Annotated in this window: 17 protein-coding genes; 13 read left to right on the forward strand and 4 right to left on the reverse strand. The window is 60.8% G+C overall.

All coding sequences use genetic code 11. The features are described 5' to 3' along the window. Positions 1–20: 20 nt before the first annotated feature. Entirely contained in the window at positions 21–2,156 is a 2,136-nt protein-coding gene (locus RE418_RS07725; RefSeq protein ID WP_025304545.1) for an intracellular growth attenuator family protein, read from the reverse strand. Between the two features lie 445 nt (positions 2,157–2,601). Here RE418_RS07725 and nudE point away from each other — a divergent pair, with 445 nt between their 5' ends. After that, entirely contained in the window at positions 2,602–3,156 is a 555-nt protein-coding gene (nudE, locus tag RE418_RS07730; protein WP_015379304.1) for an ADP compounds hydrolase NudE, read from the forward strand. 51 nt (positions 3,157–3,207) lie between these two features. Here nudE and mrcA read toward each other — a convergent pair whose 3' ends face one another. Further along, positions 3,208–5,766 (reverse strand): peptidoglycan glycosyltransferase/peptidoglycan DD-transpeptidase MrcA, encoded by a 2,559-nt coding sequence (gene mrcA / locus RE418_RS07735; protein WP_025304544.1) that lies wholly within the window; start codon positions 5,764–5,766, stop codon positions 3,208–3,210. Positions 5,767–5,887: 121 nt separating this feature from the next. Between mrcA and pilM the strand changes: the two genes are divergently transcribed. From pilM to trpS, 12 genes are all read left to right on the forward strand, one after another. After that, positions 5,888–6,721: a type IV pilus biogenesis protein PilM gene (gene pilM, locus RE418_RS07740; protein WP_025304543.1), complete on the forward strand. Its 834-nt coding sequence runs from the start codon at positions 5,888–5,890 to the stop codon at positions 6,719–6,721. Further along, positions 6,721–7,260 (forward strand): PilN domain-containing protein, encoded by a 540-nt coding sequence (locus tag RE418_RS07745; protein ID WP_025304542.1) that lies wholly within the window; start codon positions 6,721–6,723, stop codon positions 7,258–7,260. The genes pilM and RE418_RS07745 overlap by 1 nt, the downstream gene beginning before the upstream one ends. After that, positions 7,253–7,747 (forward strand): hypothetical protein, encoded by a 495-nt coding sequence (locus tag RE418_RS07750; protein ID WP_025304541.1) that lies wholly within the window; start codon positions 7,253–7,255, stop codon positions 7,745–7,747. Before RE418_RS07745 ends, RE418_RS07750 begins: the two co-directional genes overlap by 8 nt. Continuing rightward, the gene (locus RE418_RS07755) at positions 7,740–8,102 is read left to right on the forward strand and encodes a HofP DNA utilization family protein (protein WP_025304540.1); all 363 of its coding nucleotides are present in this window, start codon (positions 7,740–7,742) and stop codon (positions 8,100–8,102) included. Before RE418_RS07750 ends, RE418_RS07755 begins: the two co-directional genes overlap by 8 nt. After that, a complete protein-coding gene (gene hofQ, locus RE418_RS07760) occupies positions 8,099–9,343 on the forward strand; it encodes a DNA uptake porin HofQ (RefSeq protein ID WP_080287124.1) in 1,245 nt (414 codons plus the stop codon). Before RE418_RS07755 ends, hofQ begins: the two co-directional genes overlap by 4 nt. A gap of 349 nt (positions 9,344–9,692) precedes the next feature. Beyond that, the gene (gene aroK, locus RE418_RS07765) at positions 9,693–10,214 is read left to right on the forward strand and encodes a shikimate kinase AroK (RefSeq protein WP_004391482.1); all 522 of its coding nucleotides are present in this window, start codon (positions 9,693–9,695) and stop codon (positions 10,212–10,214) included. A 106-nt stretch (positions 10,215–10,320) separates the two neighbouring features. Further along, positions 10,321–11,421: a 3-dehydroquinate synthase gene (gene aroB, locus RE418_RS07770; protein WP_089181416.1), complete on the forward strand. Its 1,101-nt coding sequence runs from the start codon at positions 10,321–10,323 to the stop codon at positions 11,419–11,421. Between the two features lie 156 nt (positions 11,422–11,577). Continuing rightward, positions 11,578–12,594, forward strand: coding sequence for an SPOR domain-containing protein (locus RE418_RS07775; RefSeq protein ID WP_273853185.1), 1,017 nt, complete (start codon positions 11,578–11,580; stop codon positions 12,592–12,594). Between the two features lie 84 nt (positions 12,595–12,678). Then, positions 12,679–13,491, forward strand: coding sequence for an adenine-specific DNA-methyltransferase (gene dam / locus RE418_RS07780; RefSeq protein WP_025304536.1), 813 nt, complete (start codon positions 12,679–12,681; stop codon positions 13,489–13,491). Between the two features lie 50 nt (positions 13,492–13,541). Then, positions 13,542–14,219, forward strand: coding sequence for a ribulose-phosphate 3-epimerase (gene rpe / locus RE418_RS07785; protein ID WP_060448461.1), 678 nt, complete (start codon positions 13,542–13,544; stop codon positions 14,217–14,219). Then, the gene (locus tag RE418_RS07790) at positions 14,212–14,910 is read left to right on the forward strand and encodes a phosphoglycolate phosphatase (protein WP_089181414.1); all 699 of its coding nucleotides are present in this window, start codon (positions 14,212–14,214) and stop codon (positions 14,908–14,910) included. Before rpe ends, RE418_RS07790 begins: the two co-directional genes overlap by 8 nt. A gap of 2 nt (positions 14,911–14,912) precedes the next feature. After that, entirely contained in the window at positions 14,913–15,920 is a 1,008-nt protein-coding gene (gene trpS, locus RE418_RS07795; protein ID WP_089181413.1) for a tryptophan--tRNA ligase, read from the forward strand. A gap of 51 nt (positions 15,921–15,971) precedes the next feature. Here trpS and cysG read toward each other — a convergent pair whose 3' ends face one another. Next, a complete protein-coding gene (gene cysG / locus RE418_RS07800; RefSeq protein WP_089181412.1) occupies positions 15,972–17,375 on the reverse strand; it encodes a siroheme synthase CysG in 1,404 nt (467 codons plus the stop codon). Positions 17,376–17,425: 50 nt separating this feature from the next. Beyond that, positions 17,426–18,226 carry a nitrite transporter NirC gene (gene nirC, locus RE418_RS07805; protein ID WP_043138885.1) on the reverse strand — a complete coding sequence of 267 codons (801 nt, stop codon included), beginning with the start codon at positions 18,224–18,226 and terminating at the stop codon, positions 17,426–17,428. Positions 18,227–18,240: the final 14 nt, after the last annotated feature.

Consider the following 18,240-nt stretch of genomic DNA (forward strand, 5'->3'; position numbering starts at 1 on the left):
GGAGACCCCCGGCGTCAGGTTCAGGCCATCGGCCGCATTGACATCGGATTGAGCTGCGGATTGAAGCAGCTGTCGTAGTAACGCTGGATATCGGCGACGCGGTGCTGATTGATGCGCCGACGCTGTACCAGCCGCCAGGCGTTATAGCCCAGGCTGACGACCACCGCCAGCAACAGCAGGCTGGTACCGAGGTAGCGCCACAGGGTGATCATGTCCGGTTCGCTGTGCAACGCCACGTGGCGGGTGCCGTTGGCATCGACGCTGAGGCTGGTGATCACCCCCTGCGCCTGGAATGGGGTATGCAGCAGCAGAGTGGAAAGGCGCTGCAACTCATTCCACTGGTCAAGAGCGTTGTATTCGCTCTGCGGCGCTGAGGATTGCGGATGGCTGACCAACTGTCGACCTTCATCGCTGCGGATCAGGAAACCGCCCGGCGGCGGGCTGTTGAGCGCCGCGGCGGCCAGACGCGTTTCATTGAAGATGAACGACGACGTGGCCACTTTGGTCAGGCTTTCCAGCGACTCGGCGCTTACCGGGCGCAGCAGGACGTTGACGCCTTGCAGCGCGCCTGATCTGGCGCGTTTCACCAGGCCGCTCCAATTTTTGGCGTTGCCCAGGTTGACCAGCGCGTTTTTCAGCCGCACACAGTCGTTTTCTGCCTGGCATAAATCCTGTGTTTTCAAAACGATATCAGAAAAGTCATCCAACAGGATCATGCCGGATTTCTCGATGGCGCTGGCCAGCTGCGGGTTGATCTTCTGATCGGTGCCGCTCGGATGCAGCTGGCTGTTGACCGTGGCCAGCAGGGCCGTCGCTTTGTCTATGACTTCTGATTCCGGCTGCGGCAGCGGGGCGGCGTTGTTCCAGTAAATGCCGGAGCAATCGAACGGCGCAAAATTGACGGCGCCGCCACCGTTGGCCGGCGGCGGCACATAGCACATGCCGCTGCCGCGCACCTTCAGGGTGTCGCCGATGCGCAGCGGCGTAGCTTCCAGCGCCTGTACGCTGGTCACTTCCACTTTTTGCGCGCCTTGCAGCCAGGCCATGCTGAGGGTCAGCGGCAGATTGAGCGGGATATAGATCAGCAACAACAGCAGTACCAGTGCCGAACTGGCGACCAGCACCGCGTTGCGGCCCCACTGCTGCAGCGGAAAATTCTTCACTTCGTCATGCAGCGAGAGGAAACGGCCCTGGCGCACCACCTGCCGATTGAGGTAGACGTCCACATCGGTGGTCTTGCCCAAGTCTTGCGTCAGGTACGGCTGCCAGTGCGGCGGGTAGATAAGATCGATGATGCCGAGTGAAATGTTGCTGATCTGTCCCTGGCCGGATTCGCCGAACAGGCCCCAGCGCTTCGGCGTGCCGCGCAGGCAGTGGATCTCTTTCAGCTCGCGTGACGCCGGACGGCGGAACAGGTTCCAGCATCCCCAGGCGATCATCAGCACCGCCACGAAAATCATCCACGGGATCACCAGCACCGGGCTGATCAGGCTGAAGAACAGCAGCAGCAGCGCGGCGGAGATGATGACGGCTTCACGGATGCCGTTCGGCCGGTTCAGCGCATGCTCTTCCGGCGTTTCCTTACGAATGTTCACCAGCTCGACATGTTCGCTCTCTTCCTTGCGGATGGAAGCGTTTTTGGTCGGCGCGGCGGTCACCACCGGCGGCTGCGGCCGGTCGTGAATATGATCTTTCAGCGAGTGCCCGTTGAGCGAAATCACCAGCGGAAGCGTCTGGGTTCGGATCACTTCCACATGGTTGTCGGCGGTGATGTAGGGTTCCCAAAACGGCGGCAGATGCACCTCTTCGGCATCGAGGTAATAGCGCCATTTATTGGGATCGTCGCTGGCCAGACCGTAGCGGGTGATGGCGTGCGTGACGGGATAAACGTTATCGCTTTGCGGGGTGAGAGCCAGTTTGGCTGCGGGCAGCGTAGCGCCGCCGCCGGGCAACAGTTTGTTGCTCAGCTTGTTTTGCTGATTGAGGTAGAACTCGACCGCGGCGCGCTCTTCATCGGTCAGCTTGCGGTGGGCAGGCTTGATAAACGGCAACGCGTGCGCCAGCGCCGACGGGTTGCGGGCCTTGAACCACAGGTACAGGCCGGCGGCAATCAGGCAGACAAGCACTAAGGCCAATATCAACACTATTGTGCTCATGCAATCCCCATCTCACACCCGTGAATTTCGCCAACCTGATGAAAAGCTGAATATTATACGGAGTAAACCGCCAGGAGGCACCCAGAACTAATGAGGGAACAAACAGATTCTCGCTCTGGATCTCATTCCTTCATGACGCAAGGCCATTTTATCACTGATTCTTGCCTGCGTGATACTAGCAACCGGCCTCTGCCGTCGATATCGGCATTATCCTATTTTCATGCGTGCTGTTTGCTGAATCAGTACGGAAAATCGCCCGCCGCTGGCTACGCTTGTTAAAAGAAAGTAAATTACTGTTCATGCTCGTTGCGGCGGAGCTTGCCCTTAACGCACAATGTGATCAGGATCGAATTTGGTCAGCATTTGAGCGCCAACGAGCCGTGCGTTACGCCAATCATTATTTCGGTTGCCCCGTCCACGCCTGGGTAACCTCTTTGAGGCAATCATGGATAAACACCTGCAAAAACCTAAAATTCTGAAAGTGGAAACGGTCGCGCGTTCGCGTTTGTTCAACGTCGAGTCGGTCGATTTGGAATTCAGCAACGGGGTTCGGCGGGTGTATGAGCGCATGCGGCCTTCGGATCGCGAAGCGGTGATGATCGTGCCGGTGATTGGCGATGACCTGCTGCTGATCCGCGAATATGCGGTGGGCACTGAATCCTATGAGCTGGGTTTCCCGAAAGGGTTGATCGATCCCGGAGAGGGCGTGCTGGAAGCGGCCAACCGCGAGCTGATGGAAGAGGTGGGATACGGCGCGAAGCGCTTTGATTTTCTCAGTAAGCTGACGATGGCGCCATCCTACTTTTCCAGCAAAATGAATATCGTGCTGGCCCACGATCTCTACCCGCAGAGCCTGGAAGGGGATGAACCGGAGCCCTTGCCGCAGGTGCGCTGGCCGATCGCCAACATGATGGCGTTGCTGGCGGAACCGGATTTCCGTGAGGCGCGCAACGTCAGCGCGCTGTTTCTCTCCGAGGCGTTTTTGCGCGCGTCGCGCTGATACGCTTCGCGCCGAATAAAAAAAGGGCCAGATTTCTCTGGCCCTTTTCGATCAGAACAGCTCGTGGCTTTCACCGCCCGGATCGGTCAATGTGGTGCCGGTATCGCGCGATGGGTAGTCCGTCGGCTGCGTCCCTTCGATAAAGTACTCGGAACGGCTGCCGCCGCCACCGCCGGAGAGCTTGCCGCTGCTTTTGTCGATGGTGACGCTGATGATGCCTGGCGGCGGCGTGACTTTCTGCTCCGGAATGCCTTCCAGCGCGGTCTTCATGAAGTCGTCCCACGCCGGCTGGGCGCTCTTGGCTCCGCCTTCACCGCCGGAAATCTGATCCGGGATAGCGCCGGATACCGTCGAACGGCCCAGATCGCGGCGGTGATCGTCGAAACCGATCCACACCGACGTCACGGTATCCGGGCCATAGCCGGAGAACCAGGCGTCTTTGGAACTGTTGGTGGTACCGGTTTTGCCGCCGATATCATGACGTTTCAGATCGCGCCCGGCACGCCAGGCAGTGCCCATCCAACCCGGTTCGCCGAAGATGTTGCTGTTCAGCGCGTCGTGGATCAGGAAGGCCAGCGGCGTGCTGATCACGTGCGGCGCATACTGTTGGTCACCGTCCTGCTGCACCTGAGCCGGGGTAACCTGCTCCAGCTGCGGCATCGGCACCGTGCTGTTGCTGCCTTCCTGCGAGGTGGCGACGTTTTCGATGTTGTCGTCGGACAGCACCGCCGAACGGTGGGTGTCGCCGTAGATCACCGGCAGGTTGCAGCTGCTGCACACCACTTTCGGTTTAGCTTCGAACACCGTATTGCCGTTGTCGTCTTCAATCTTGGTGATGAAGTACGGGTCAACCAGGTAACCGCCGTTCGCCAGCACCGCGTAGCCGCGTACCAGCTGCATCGGGGTGAAGGAGGCGGAACCTAGCGCCAGCGATTCGGTATGCACGATGTTCTGTGCCGGGAAGCCGAAGCGCTGCAGATATTCCGCCGCGTAGTCGACGCCCATCGCACGCATTGCGCGCACCATCACCACGTTCTTCGATTGCCCCAGCCCCTGCCGCAGGCGAATCGGGCCGTCGTAGGTCGGCGGTGAGTTCTTCGGCCGCCAGTCGGTGCCGGCGCCGGCATCCCAGCGGGTGATCGGCAAATCGTTCAGGATGGTGGCCAGCGTCAGGCCTTTATCCATCGCGGCGGTGTACAGGAACGGTTTGATGTTTGACCCCACCTGACGCAGGGCCTGCGTCACGCGGTTGAACTTGCTCTGGTTGAAGTCGAAGCCGCCGACCAGCGCTTTCACCGCGCCGTCGTTCGGGTTGATCGAGACCAGCGCCGAGTTGACGTCCGGCACCTGCGACAGCCACCAGGCGTCGTTCACTTTACGCACCCATACCTGCTGACCTGTCTGCACCACGTCAGTGACGCGTTTCGGCGTTGGGCCTTGCTGAGTGTCTGAACGGTACGGCCGCGCCCAGCGCATGGTGGCCATCGGCAGGGCAATGCTGCTGCCATCGGCCAGCATCGCCGTCGCTTCCTGCGGGTTAGCAGCGGTGATGACCGCCGGCGCCAGTGGGCCGTAGCTCGGCAAGTTTTTCAGCGAGTCGACAATCTGTTTGCGATCCCAGGCCGCTTCGCCGACTTTCCACAACACGTTGGATGGGCCGCGGTAGCCGTGGCGCATGTCATAGGCCAGCACGTTGTTGCGTACCGACTCCTGCGCCGCCAGCTGCAGCCGTTTGGTGACGGTGGTGTAAACCTTGTAACCGTCGGTATAGGCGTTTTCACCGTAGCGCTTGATCATCTCCTGACGCACCATCTCGGAGAGATACGGCGCGGAGAAGCTGATTTCCGGCGCATGGTAGTTGGCGACCAGATCTTCGGCGCGCGCCTGATCGTACTGCGCCTGCGTGATGTAATGCTCGTCCAGCATGCGCGACAGCACCACGTTGCGGCGGGCAACGGCGCGATCGTGCGAATAGAGCGGGTTGAAGGTAGACGGGGCTTTCGGCAGGCCGGCGATGGTCGCCATCTCGCTCAGGGTGAGCTGGCTGACGTCTTTGCCGAAATAGACCTGTGCGGCGGCGCCCACGCCGTAGGCGCGGTAACCCAGATAGATCTTGTTCAGATACAGCTCAAGGATTTCATCCTTGGTGAGCATCTGCTCGATGCGTACCGCCAGGAAAGCTTCCTTGATTTTACGCATCAGGGTGCGTTCCGGGCTTAAGAAGAAGTTACGCGCCAGCTGTTGGGTAATGGTACTGGCCCCCTGCGAAGCGTGGCCGGAGACCAGCGCGATTGAGGCGGCGCGGAAGATGCCGACCGGATCGACGCCATGGTGATCATAGAAGCGGCTGTCTTCGGTGGCGATAAATGCGTGCACCATCACCGGCGGAATTTGATCCAGTTTCAGCGGAATGCGGCGCTTCTCACCGTATTGGGCGATCAGTTCGCCATCGGCGCTGTAAACCTGCATCGGTATCTGCAGCCGTACGTCTTTCAGCGTTGCGACGTCGGGCAGCTGCGGCTCGACATATTTGTACAAGCCGAAAATCGAGGCTGCTCCCAGCACGATGCAACATACTGCAAGGATTAGTAAATACTTTACGAACTTCACCTGAGATTTCCCATTTCTAAGTCATTTGGGCAGTTTATAAACAACCGCGCGGTAGTATAAAGGCAAGCCTGCGACATGGATATGTTCTTTTATCATCTGATGTTATGGAGGCTTGCGAAACATGTTCCCTCAAGCATGGCAGGTGGGGCTGGATATACAAATCGACTGCGTGCGCGCGGTGGCGGCCCAACGCCGCCGCAATGGCTGGCAGTTGCGCCACTGGTGGCAGCAGGCGCTGCCGCAGGCGGTTTTACGCGATGGCTGCCTGGAACCTTCCGAATTCCTGATCCGGGCGCTGCGGCAATGGCGCGTTCAACTGCCGCGACATATTTCCTTACGCATTGCTCTGCCGGCGCAGCGCGTGTTGCAGCAGCGCATGGCGCAGCCGGACGCGCGGCTGCGCGAGCCGGAACGCAGCGACTATATCGGTGGCCACGGTTTGAAGCAGTTTCCGCTCGATGGCCAGACGCTGGCGCTCGACTATCGCACCGCGCCGGCGGATGAGGCGGCGCTGTTGCTGACCGCCGCGCGGCGGCAGGAGCTGCAGCAGTGGCTGCATTGTTTGCGTCAGGCTGGCCTGCATCCGCAAGCGGTCGATATCACCCCTTGTGCGCTGCGGATGATGGCGACGGCGGCAGGCGTACCGCCCGCTGCGGGGCTGATGCACCGTCTCGAACGAGAATGGCTGTGGGTGGCGCCGGCTGACGGCGCGTTCGCCTTTGGTCTGGCGCCGGGCGACGATGACGCGCAGGCGCTGCGGACGCTGCAAGCCCAGATGCCGGCGGGCGACGATCGGCCGGTCTATGCCGGCAGCGTGCTGGCAGGTGCCTTGCCCGCCGGTTGCCTTGCCTGGTCGCCGCTCAGCGCCTTCACGCAGTTGCGCCCACCGTTGCCTGCGCATCCTGCGGCATTCGCATTGGCCGGTGGTCTGGCGCTGCGTGAGGAGGATCGCTGATGTATCAGGTCAACTTTCTGCCCTGGCGACAGCGCCGCGATCGGCGGCGCGGCTGTTTCTGGCTGGGTGCGCTGCTGTTGCAGGTAATGCTACTGCTGCTGGCGCTGTTTCTGGTTGCCAGCCAACTGCGTCACCAACAGGCGCAGCGGCAGGCGCGGCTAACGATGCTGGGTGAAGAGCTGGCGGCCTTGACGTTGCTCGCCCATCAGCAGCAGCAAGAGCGGGCGCAGCGAGCGCTGCACAGCGCCCGCGCCGAACGGCAGGCGCGCAACGGCCAACATAACCGGCGTTATTTGCAGTTGCTTCAGCAATTGTCCTTCAGCATTCCTCCACCGCTGTGGCTCACGGCGCTGGACAGCGATGCGACGAACGGTCTGCGGCTGCGTGGATTGAGCCGCTCTCCTGCGGCCATCACGCAGTTCGAACGGCGGCTGGCGGGGATGCCTGCGTTGCCACGGCTGCGTTTGGCTGAGGTAACGCAACGGGACGACGGTCTGTATTCCTTTCATCTGGCGGCGCAGTGGGGGCGTGATGGATAGCCGTTTGTCATCCGGGCTGCGCTTTTGGCTGAACTTGCCGGGCTGGCTATTGCTGGTGGCGCAAGGGCTGGGCATCGGCACGCTGGCGCTGTTGGGCGGCGGTTGGCTGCTGCAAGACGAATGGCGTCAGCGGGAAAACGCGGCGGAGCGGCAACAGCGCCTGTTGCAACAGATTTCCATGGTACAGCACCAACTGGACGAGGCGCCGGAAGCCCCTATGCCGCCAACGCCGATCGGTCCGACCACCGCCGGCGATCTGGCGAACGTGCTGCAACAAGCGGGGGGCGCCTTGTTGCGCTGGCAGCGGCAGGAAAAACCGCTGCGGCAAACGCTGAGTTTGCGCATTGATTATGCCGGTTTGTTGGCGCTGTTGGAGGCGCTGCCCGCCGATTTGCGTCTCGAACAATTGAGCGTGGAAACGGCGCCGCAGGGCATGACGGCGCGGTTGGTGTTGCAGGATGCCGCCGAGGAGCAGGCCGATGAGTAAAAGACCGGGCCGTTGGTGGTGGCTGCTATGGCCGTGGGCCTTGTGTGCAGAACCGCGCGATCCGTTTGCGCCGCCTCCGCTGCCTGTTTGTGCCCATCAGGAGGCATCGCCGGCGGGTTGGCGACTGAAAGGCGTCATCGGGCAACCGCCGCTGCGCTATGGCTGGGTGGTGACGCCGGCAGGGCAGTGGTTGCGCCTGCGGCCGCAGCAGTGGGTGCTGGACGAGCGTTGGCAGGTGGCGCAGGTGCGGGCGCGCAGCCTGACGTTAACGGCGCTGGCGGCCGAACCGGATTGTCCGGCGAGCCAGGGCGATATCTCGCTCATGATGGACAACAACAAGGATGGCAAACCATGAAAGGACTCGCTGGATTGGGCGTGGCGTTGTGGTGTCTGTCGCTCGGCATCGTCCAGGCGCAGGATAAACAGCAGGTTTCCCTGGAGTTCCAGGATGCGCCAGTGACGGTCATCCTGCAGGCGCTGGCGGATTATCGGCAGATGAACCTGATCGTCGCGCCCGGCGTAAGCGGCAATCTGACGCTGCGGCTGGAGAATGTGCCCTGGCCTCAGGCGCTGGCGCTGACCCTGCGTATGGGCAAACTGACGATGACGCGGGAGGGGAGCGTGATGCTGGTCGCCCCGGAGCCGGACGCGCAGGAAAAAAAACAGCAGCGAGAAGCGCTGGCGCAGCGGCAGCCTTTGCACAGCCTGACCCTGACGTTACAAAACGGCGATGCGGCGGAGATTGCCGAAAGCCTCAATGCTCAACGCGGCGCCTTGCTCAGCGAGCGTGGCAGCGTGCTGGCGGATAAGCGCACCAATACGCTGTTACTGCGCGACACGGCGCCAATCCTGGCGCAGTTGAAAAAAAGGGTGACGGAAATGGACGCGCCGCTGGCACAGGTGCAGCTGGCGGCGCATATCGTGACCATCAACAGCGAAAGCCTGCGTGAACTTGGCGTGCGTTGGGGATTGGCGGCCGACGAAAAACCGACGCGGCCGCTGCGGCCGGGCAATCTCGGCGTTAATCTGCCGTTGGAGCGCAGCGCGGTGAGCGCCGGTTTCCATTTGGCGCGCATCAGCGGGCGTTTGTTGAGCCTCGAGCTGACGGCGCTGGAGCAGGAGAATCAGGTGGAGATCATCGCCAGCCCGCGTTTGCTGACGGCGCACCTGCAAACCGCCAGCATCAAACAGGGGACGGAGATCCCTTATGAAGTGTCGAGCGGCGCCAGCGGTGCGACCGCGATTGAGTTCAAAGAGGCGGTGCTGGGCATGGAGGTGACGCCGAAAGTGTTGCCGGACGGGCGCATCACGCTGACGTTGCACATCAGCCAAAATATGCCGGGGCGCGCCATCAGCCGCGGGGCGGGGGAGGCATTGACCATCGATAAACAGGAGATTAAGACGCAGATCACGGTGAAAAGCGGTGAAACCCTGGTGCTCGGCGGTATTTTTCAACGGCATAGCGGCAAGACGGCGGACAAGGTGCCGGGATTGGGAGATGCGCCACTGCTGGGGGGCTTGTTCCGGCAAAGTGGCGCACAACAGAAAAAACGCGAGCTGGTGATCTTCATTACGCCGACCTTGATTAAGGGATAAGCGGCTGCCTGTCGGCTGGGCGGCAAATCTCCTAAAGTTGATGAGCAGATACACTTTTTTATCCCCTTGGGGGGATCTGCGTTTGACGCTGCGGCCGATTTAGCTTACAAGGGTTACCGAATTGAGCACCGAGGTTTTTTGTTAGCGTCAAGACGCCGTTAAAAACATATGGTTTCCCTCCCGCGGCGTGGATTGCGATTTATTCGGTTGCCAAACTACCAAGAGTGTTGAGATAATTTTTCGTCTGATCTCGCACTATCGCTCATGAGGTTTCAGTTTAGGTCCCGCCGCTGATTTGATTGGCGGGGCGGGTTAACATTAACGAATTGTCTTAGTAATACCGAAAAACATGGCAGAGAAACGCAATATCTTTCTGGTTGGGCCTATGGGTGCCGGCAAAAGCACTATTGGCCGTCAGTTAGCTCAGCAACTCAATATGGAGTTCTTCGACTCCGATCAAGAAATTGAGCGACGTACCGGAGCTGACGTGGGCTGGGTATTCGACGTGGAAGGGGAAGAAGGTTTCCGCGATCGTGAAGAAAAAGTCATTAATGAACTGACGGAAAAACAAGGGATTGTGTTGGCGACCGGCGGCGGTTCGGTGAAGTCGCGCGAAACGCGCAACCGTCTGTCCGCGCGCGGCGTGGTGGTCTATCTGGAAACCACGATCGAGAAGCAGCTGGCTCGCACTCAGCGTGATAAAAAACGCCCGCTGCTGCAGGTTGATTCTCCGCCGCGTGAAGTGCTGGAAGCCTTGGCGAAAGAACGTAATCCGTTGTATGAAGAGATTGCCGATGTCACCATCCGCACCGACGATCAGAGCGCTAAAGTGGTTGCTAACCAGATCATCAACATGCTGGAAAGTAACTGATTGCCAATTTTCGCGTTCGCCGTCGGCCAATGCGAAAAACTGATTTGTGTTCCCCGCTGTTGCGGGGATCAACCACCGCCGCACCATACAGAGAACTGAGCGCGACATGGAGAGAATTACTGTAACGCTTGGGGAGCGCAGCTACCCGATTACCATTGCCGCCGGATTGTTTAACGATCCGGCTTCTTTTATGCCGTTAAAGGCGGGTGAGCAAGCGATGTTGGTCACCAACCAGACCCTGGCGCCGCTCTATCTCGAGCGTGTCCGGCAGGTGCTGGAGCAGAGCGGCGTCGTGGTGGATCAGGTGATTCTTCCCGATGGTGAGCAGTACAAATCTCTGGCGGTGTTGGAGCAGGTGTTTGCGGCGCTGCTCGAAAAACCGCACGGTCGCGATACCACGCTGATCGCCCTCGGTGGCGGCGTTGTCGGCGATCTGACCGGTTTTGCCGCCGCGTGTTACCAACGCGGCGTGCGCTTCATTCAGGTTCCCACCACGCTGTTGTCGCAGGTGGACTCCTCCGTAGGCGGCAAGACCGCCGTCAACCACCCGCTCGGCAAAAACATGATCGGCGCTTTCTATCAACCCGCTTCGGTGGTGGTTGATCTGGATTGCCTGAAAACGTTGCCGACGCGTGAACTCTCTTCCGGCCTGGCCGAAGTCATCAAATACGGGATCATCCTCGATCGCGAGTTCTTCGTCTGGTTGGAAAATAACATCGATGCGCTGATGGCGTTGGATATGCAGGCGTTGGCCTACTGTATCCGCCGCTGCTGCGAACTGAAGGCCGAGGTGGTGGCCGCCGACGAACGCGAAAGCGGTCTGCGCGCCCTGCTGAATCTGGGCCATACTTACGGTCATGCTATCGAAGCCGAGATGGGCTACGGCGTGTGGCTGCACGGTGAAGCGGTGGCTGCAGGCATGGTGATGGCGGCGGAAACCGCGCACCGTCTCGGCCAGTTCTCTGTTGAAGACATCGAACGTATCAAAGCGCTGCTGCTGCGCGCCGGCTTGCCGGTCTGCGGGCCGCAGGAAATGACGCCGGAATCCTATCTGCCGCACATGTTGCGTGACAAGAAAGTGCTGGCGGGTGAACTGCGTCTGGTGCTGCCGACCATGATCGGTGCGGCGGAAGTGCGCGGCGGCGTAGGGCATGAGCTGGTGCTGGCGTCGATCGCCGCCTGCTTGCCTGAGCAGCAGCGTAATTAAATCGGACTAAGTAACAGTGGCTTAGCCGCCATTTGCATCTATATTAATACAGTGAGCAGAGCACGACGGGTGTCGCTTTGCCATCATCGGGTTAATCTGCCCGTGCCACGGTAGGTCTACGGTGGTGGGCTTTTGCCTCTAGTTGGAGGGTTTCAGATGGACGAGTTTAAACCGGAAGACGATCTCAGACCTGATAGCAGCGATCGTCGTCCTACGCGTTCGCGCAAGCCGGCCGCCGCGCCGCGCTTCGCCGTTTCGCGCCAGCATTTGATGATTGGCATCGGCATTTTGGTGCTGTTGCTGCTGATTATCGGCATCGGTTCCGCCCTGAAGGCGCCAACCAAACATGAAGCGGCTCAGGAGAGCGGCGCGCAAAACGGCGCGGCCCGCGATATCAACCTGTCCGGTTCTTCGTCGCTGACCACCGCCAATAACGGCGTGCCGGGCGGCACGACGGATACCCACGATAACAACGGCGTGAGCGCGACTCAGCCGCAGCAACCGCAGAACGTCAGCGTTCCGCCGATCTCCGGCACACCGACCGAAGCGCAAACGCAGCCTCAGCAGGGCGGCGCGCAGCAGCGCGTCGATTTGCCGGGCAACAACATGGCGGATGCGCTGTCGCAGCAGCAGGGGCAGGTGGATGCCGCGACTCAAGGCATGACCGGCGCAGCGTCGACGCTGCCGACCGCACCGGCGACGGTGATGAGCGGCGCCGCGGCGCGCGAAGCGACGCGTCCTGTGCAGGGCACCGCACCGCAACAGCATAAAACGCCGGCGAAAACCGCCGCCACCAAACCGACCGCGACGCAGCATAAATCACCGACCACGGTGTATACGCCGCCGGCCAAGCCGTCTTCCACCGCGAAAGCGGGAGCGGTCGCCAGCAGCGGCAGTTCACTGCAGTCTGCGCCGGGCAGCCACTATACCTTGCAGCTGAGCAGCGCTTCGCGTTCCGACACGCTGAACGCCTACGCCAAACAGCAGAAGCTGCAGAACTACCTGGTGTACGCCACCAAGCGTGACGGCAAACCGTGGTACGTGCTGGTGAGCGGCAACTATGCGTCTTCTGCGGAAGCGAAGCGCGCCATTGCTTCGTTGCCGGCGGATGTGCAGGCGAAAAAACCGTGGGTCCGACCTGTACACCAAGTGCAGCAAGATCTTAAAAAATAAATCATTTAAATTTGTGCGCTGATGTGCTGTCTGAAACAGAGTACAATCCGCCGCTCTGAATTGTATAAGTAGCTAATTGACGGCATGAAGAAAAACCGCGCTTTTTTAAAATGGGCTGGTGGAAAATACCCGCTGGTAGATGAGATTCGTCGCCATCTGCCGGCGGGAGACTGCTTAATCGAGCCCTTCGTGGGTGCGGGATCCGTCTTTCTGAATACGGATTACGACGCCTACATTCTCGCCGACATCAATAGCGATCTTATCAACCTGTATAACATCGTTAAGCTGCGCACGGATGACTTCGTGCGCGATGCCCGCACGCTTTTCGCCGATGAATTCAATAACTCGGATCAGTTTTACCTGCTGCGAGAAGAGTTCAATACTAGCACCGAGCCTTACCGCCGGGCGCTGCTGTTCCTGTACCTGAACCGTCACTGCTATAACGGCCTGTGCCGCTATAACCTGCGCGGCGAGTTCAATGTGCCGTTTGGCCGGTACAAGAAACCGTACTTCCCGGAAGAAGAGCTCTACTGGTTTGCCGAAAAATCGCGCAATGCCACTTTTGTCTGCGAGCATTACCGCGATACCATGGCGAAGGCCGTGGCCGGTGCCGTGGTGTATTGCGATCCGCCTTATGCGCCGCTGTCGGCGACGGCGAATTTCACCGCTTACCACACCAACAGCTTCAGCATCGCCGATCAGCAGAGCCTGGCGCAACTGGCGCACCAGCTCTCGGTAGAGAGCCAGGTACCGGTATTGATCTCCAATCACGATACCGAGCTGACGCGCGACTGGTACCAGAATGCTGCGCTGTATGTGGTGAAAGCGCGCCGCACAATCAGCCGCAACATTCTCGGCCGCAGCAAAGTGAACGAGCTTTTGGCGCTGTATCGCTAAGCCGGGGCACCCCGGCGCATAACAACTCGACCCTACGTTTGGAGAAGCGGATGAAAAAGTTTTTGATTGCCCCGTCCATTCTGTCGGCAGATTTTGCCCGGTTAGGTGAAGATACCGCTAACGTGCTGGCTGCAGGCGGCGACGTGGTGCACTTCGACGTGATGGATAACCACTACGTGCCCAATCTGACCATCGGTCCGATGGTGTGCGAAGCGCTGCGCAACTACGGCATTACTGCGCCGATTGACGTGCACCTGATGGTCAAGCCGGTGGACCGCATCGTGCCTGATTTCGCCAAGGCAGGCGCGTCTTATATCTCTTTCCACCCTGAAGCTTCCGAGCATGTCGATCGCACCATTCAGCTAATTAAAGAGCACGGCTGTAAAGCCGGCCTGGTGTTCAACCCGGCGACGCCGCTGAGCTACCTCGATTACGTGATGGATAAAATCGACGTGATCCTGCTGATGTCGGTCAACCCGGGCTTCGGCGGCCAATCGTTCATCCACGGCACTTTGGACAAGCTGCGCCAGGTGCGCAAGCTGATTGACGACAGCGGTCGCGATATCCGTTTGGAAGTCGACGGTGGGGTGAAAGTGGATAATATCGCCGAAATCGCCGCCGCGGGCGCCGATATGTTCGTCGCCGGTTCCGCCATCTTTGGCCAGCCAGACTACCGCAAGGTGATCGATGAGATGCGCGGCGAGCTGGCGAAGGTTACCCATGGCTGATTTCGGCGCGATCCGCGCATTGGCCTTCGATCTGGATGGCACGCTGGTCGACAGCGCGCCGGGTCTGGCGGCGGCCATCGATATGGCGCTGGAAGAGACGGGCCTGCCGCAAGCGGGTGAGGAACGGGTCGGCACCTGGATCGGCAACGGCGCCGACGTGCTGGTGCAACGCGCGCTGCGCTGGGCGGAAGCGGAAGGCACGCCGGCGCAGTGCAGCCGGCTACGTGAACGCTTCGACCATTTCTACGCGCAGACCGTTGACAGCGGCAGCCGCCTGTTCCCGCAGGTGCAAGAGACGCTGGCCCGACTGGCTGCACACGGTTACCCGATGGCGCTGGTGACCAACAAGCCGACGCCGTTCGTGGCGCCGCTGCTGGCATCGCTGGGCATTGGCGATTATTTTTCGCTGGTGATCGGCGGCGACGACGTGACGGAAAAGAAACCGCACCCGGCACCGCTGTACCTGGTGCTTGGCAAGCTTGGGCTGCGCGCGCATGAACTGCTGTTCGTCGGCGACTCGCGCAACGATATTCAAGCCGCACAGGGCGCCGGTTGCCCGAGCGTCGGCTTTACCTACGGTTATAACTACGGTGAATCGATCGCCCTGAGCCACCCCGATCGGGTGTTGGAGCGCTTCGCCGATTTGTTGCCCGCTCTTGGGCTGTCATCTTTAGAGAATCAGGAAATTTAAACATGAGTAAGCCCATCGTATTTAGCGGCGCGCAGCCGTCCGGCGAACTGACCATCGGCAACTACATGGGTGCGCTGCGTCAGTGGGTGCAGATGCAGGACGACTACGACTGCATCTACTGCATCGTCGATCTGCATGCCATCACCGTTCGTCAGGACGCCGAGAAGCTGCGCAAGGCCACGCTGGATACGCTGGCGCTGTACCTGGCCTGCGGTATCGATCCGGAAAAAAGCACCATCTTCGTGCAGTCGCACGTGCCTGAGCACACGCAGCTGAGCTGGGTGCTGAACTGCTACACCTATTTCGGCGAACTGAGCCGCATGACGCAGTTCAAGGACAAATCCGCACGCTACGCGGAGAACATCAACGCCGGGCTGTTCAGCTATCCGGTGCTGATGGCGGCAGACATCCTGCTGTATCAAACCAACCAGGTGCCGGTGGGCGAAGACCAGAAACAACACCTGGAGCTGAGCCGCGACGTGGGCCAGCGTTTCAACGCGCTGTACGGCGACGTGTTCAAAGTGCCGGAGCCGTTTATTCCTAAATCCGGCGCGCGCGTGATGTCGCTGCAGGAGCCGACCAAGAAGATGTCCAAGTCGGACGACAACCGCAACAACGTGATCGGCCTGCTGGAAGATCCGAAAGCGGTGGCCAAGAAGATCAAACGCGCAATGACCGACTCGGAAGAGCCGCCTGTCGTGCGTTACGACGTGGTCAACAAGGCGGGCGTCTCCAACCTGTTGGATATTCTCGCCGGTGTGACCGGCAAAAGCATCGCGCAGCTGGAAGCCGAGTTCGAAGGCCAGATGTATGGTCACCTGAAAGGCGCGGTGGCGGAAGCCGTCTCCGGCATGCTGGGTGAGCTGCAGGAGCGCTATCACCGCTTCCGTAACGACGAAGCCTATCTGCAGCAGGTCATGCGCGACGGCGCCGCCAAGGCCCGTGCACGCGCGCAGGAAACCCTGGCGAAGGTCTATCAGGCTGTCGGTTTCGTACCGCCGCAGGCATAACGCCGGCGCAAATAGAAAAAGCGGCCACAGGCCGCTTTTTTTACGTCGGTCTTACGCCATTTGCGCCAGGTTGGCAGGCGATTCTTCGCTGGCGAACCAATTGAGCTTGCTGCGCAGGCTGACCACGCTGCCGACGATGATCAGGCTGGGGCTGGTGGCCTGAAGGGACAAGGCGCCCAGTTGGCGGAGCCCCCCTTCGATCACCCGTTGGCGGCAAGAGGTGCCGTTTTCCACCAGTGCCACCGGCGTGGCGGCTGGCAACCCGTTAGCGATCAGCTGGCGCTGGATTTCAGCCGCTTGCGATAGCCCCATATAGAACACCAGCGTCTGTTGCCCGGCGGCCAGCGTCGCCCAATCCAATCCACCGTCGGCCTTGGCGTGGCCGGTCACCAGGCGCACGCTCTGCGCATGGTCGCGGTGGGTGAGCGGGATGCCGCTGTAGGCGGAACAGCCCGAGGCGGCGGTAATGCCCGGCACCACCGAGAACGGCACGTTGGCGTCTGCCAGCATCTCCAGCTCTTCGCCGCCGCGGCCGAAGATAAAGGGATCGCCCCCTTTCAGGCGCACCACGCGTTTGCCTTGCTGCGCCTGCTGCAGCAGGATTTGATTGATCTGCTCCTGCGGCACGCAGTGGTGGCCGGCGCATTTGCCGACGAAGATACGCTCGGCGTCGCGGCGCACCAGCGTCATGATCTCTTCGGAGACCAGCCGGTCGTAAACCACCACGTCGGCCTGCTGGATTTGTTGCAGCCCTTTCAGCGTAAGCAGGCCGGCATCGCCCGGCCCGGCGCCCACCAGAACCACTTCACCGCGATCTGCCGGCTGTTCGCTGAACAGCTGCTCGAGCTGGCGTTCAGCCAGCGCGGCGTCGTCGTTGGCCAGCGACTGCGCCAGCCGATCGTGAGCGAACAACCGTTCCCAGAAGCGCCGACGCGCGCCGAGGCTGCTGAAGCGTTGTTTTACCCGCTGGCGCAGCGAGCCGCCCAGTTGGGCCAGCTTGCCGAGGTGCTGTGGCAGCATCGCTTCCAGCTTCTCGCGCAGCAGCCGCGCCAACACCGGCGCTTTGCCGCCGGAGGACACCGCGACCATGATCGGCGAACGGTCGATAATCGACGGCATGATAAAGCTGGCGCGTTTCGGATCGTCCACCACGTTGCAGAACACCCGCTGCTGGTTGGCGCACTGATACACCCGTGCGTTGACCTCTAGCCGGTCGGTAGCGGCGATCACCAGCCATTTTTCCACCAGCAGGGCCGGGCTGAATTCGCCTTCGGCCAGCGTCAACCGGCCTTCTGCCGCCCACTGGCGGAACTGCGGGGTGAAGTCTACGGCGTTGACGGTCAGCGCCGCACCGGCTTCCAGCAGCAGGCGCGCCTTGCGTTCGGCGATCTCGCCGCCTCCGACCAGCAGGCAGGCTTTGTGTTGCAGTTGGCAGAAAATCGGCAGGTAGTCCATCGGCACTCCTCGGGGTAATCAATGGGGGGGCGAAATGCGCCCCCGAAAACTCAGGCGGTCTGACGTACGGCGGCTTTCGCCGCCTGCGGGCGTTCGGCGCGCGGCGTGGCGTACCAATACCCCAGGCCCATCAGCACCGAGCCAGACAGGATGTTGCCCAGCGTCACCCACAGCAGGTTGTGGCCGATGCCGGCGAGGGTGTAGGCCTCGCTGTGGTTGCCGAACCAGGAGAGGGCAAACAGCGTCATGTTGGCGACGGAGTGTTCGTAACCCGAGGCGATAAAGGCCAGCAGGCACCACCAAATGGCGATGAACTTGGCGGCGCCTTCTACGCGGATCGCCATCCAGATCGCCAGGCAAACCAGCCAGTTGCACAGCACGCCCTTGAAGAACAGCACCTCGGCCGGCGCGGTGGTTTTTGCCAATGCGGCGCTGTGCACCAGACTGGTATCCACCGGCAGCAGGCTACCGCCGCCGTAGTAATACATCAGCGCCACCAGCACCGAGCCGAGCAGGTTGCCGAACCAGGTTTGCGGCAGCACTGCCCACATCTGGCTTTGGCGGATGGTGCCGGCCTTGACGCCGAGCGTCAGGAACATCGTATGGCCGGTGAACAGTTCGGAACCGGCGATGATCACCAGCGTCAGCGCGATGCCGAAGGTGGCGCCCATCACCAGCGGCCGCACGCTTGGGTCGGCCAGGTTGCCGAGGGTGAAGATCAGGATGATGCCGAGGCCGACGTAGGCGCCCGCCATCGCCGAGCTGATCCAGAAGCCGAGCGGGCTCTCCTTCGCCAGGCGGACGATGCGCGCCGCGTTGGCGGCGCATTTGTTGATCGTGTCGGTAAACATGTTGCCTCCCGAAA

Source organism: Serratia sp. szju (assembly GCF_044594185.1).
In the GTDB taxonomy this organism is placed as follows: domain Bacteria; phylum Pseudomonadota; class Gammaproteobacteria; order Enterobacterales; family Enterobacteriaceae; genus Serratia; species Serratia bockelmannii.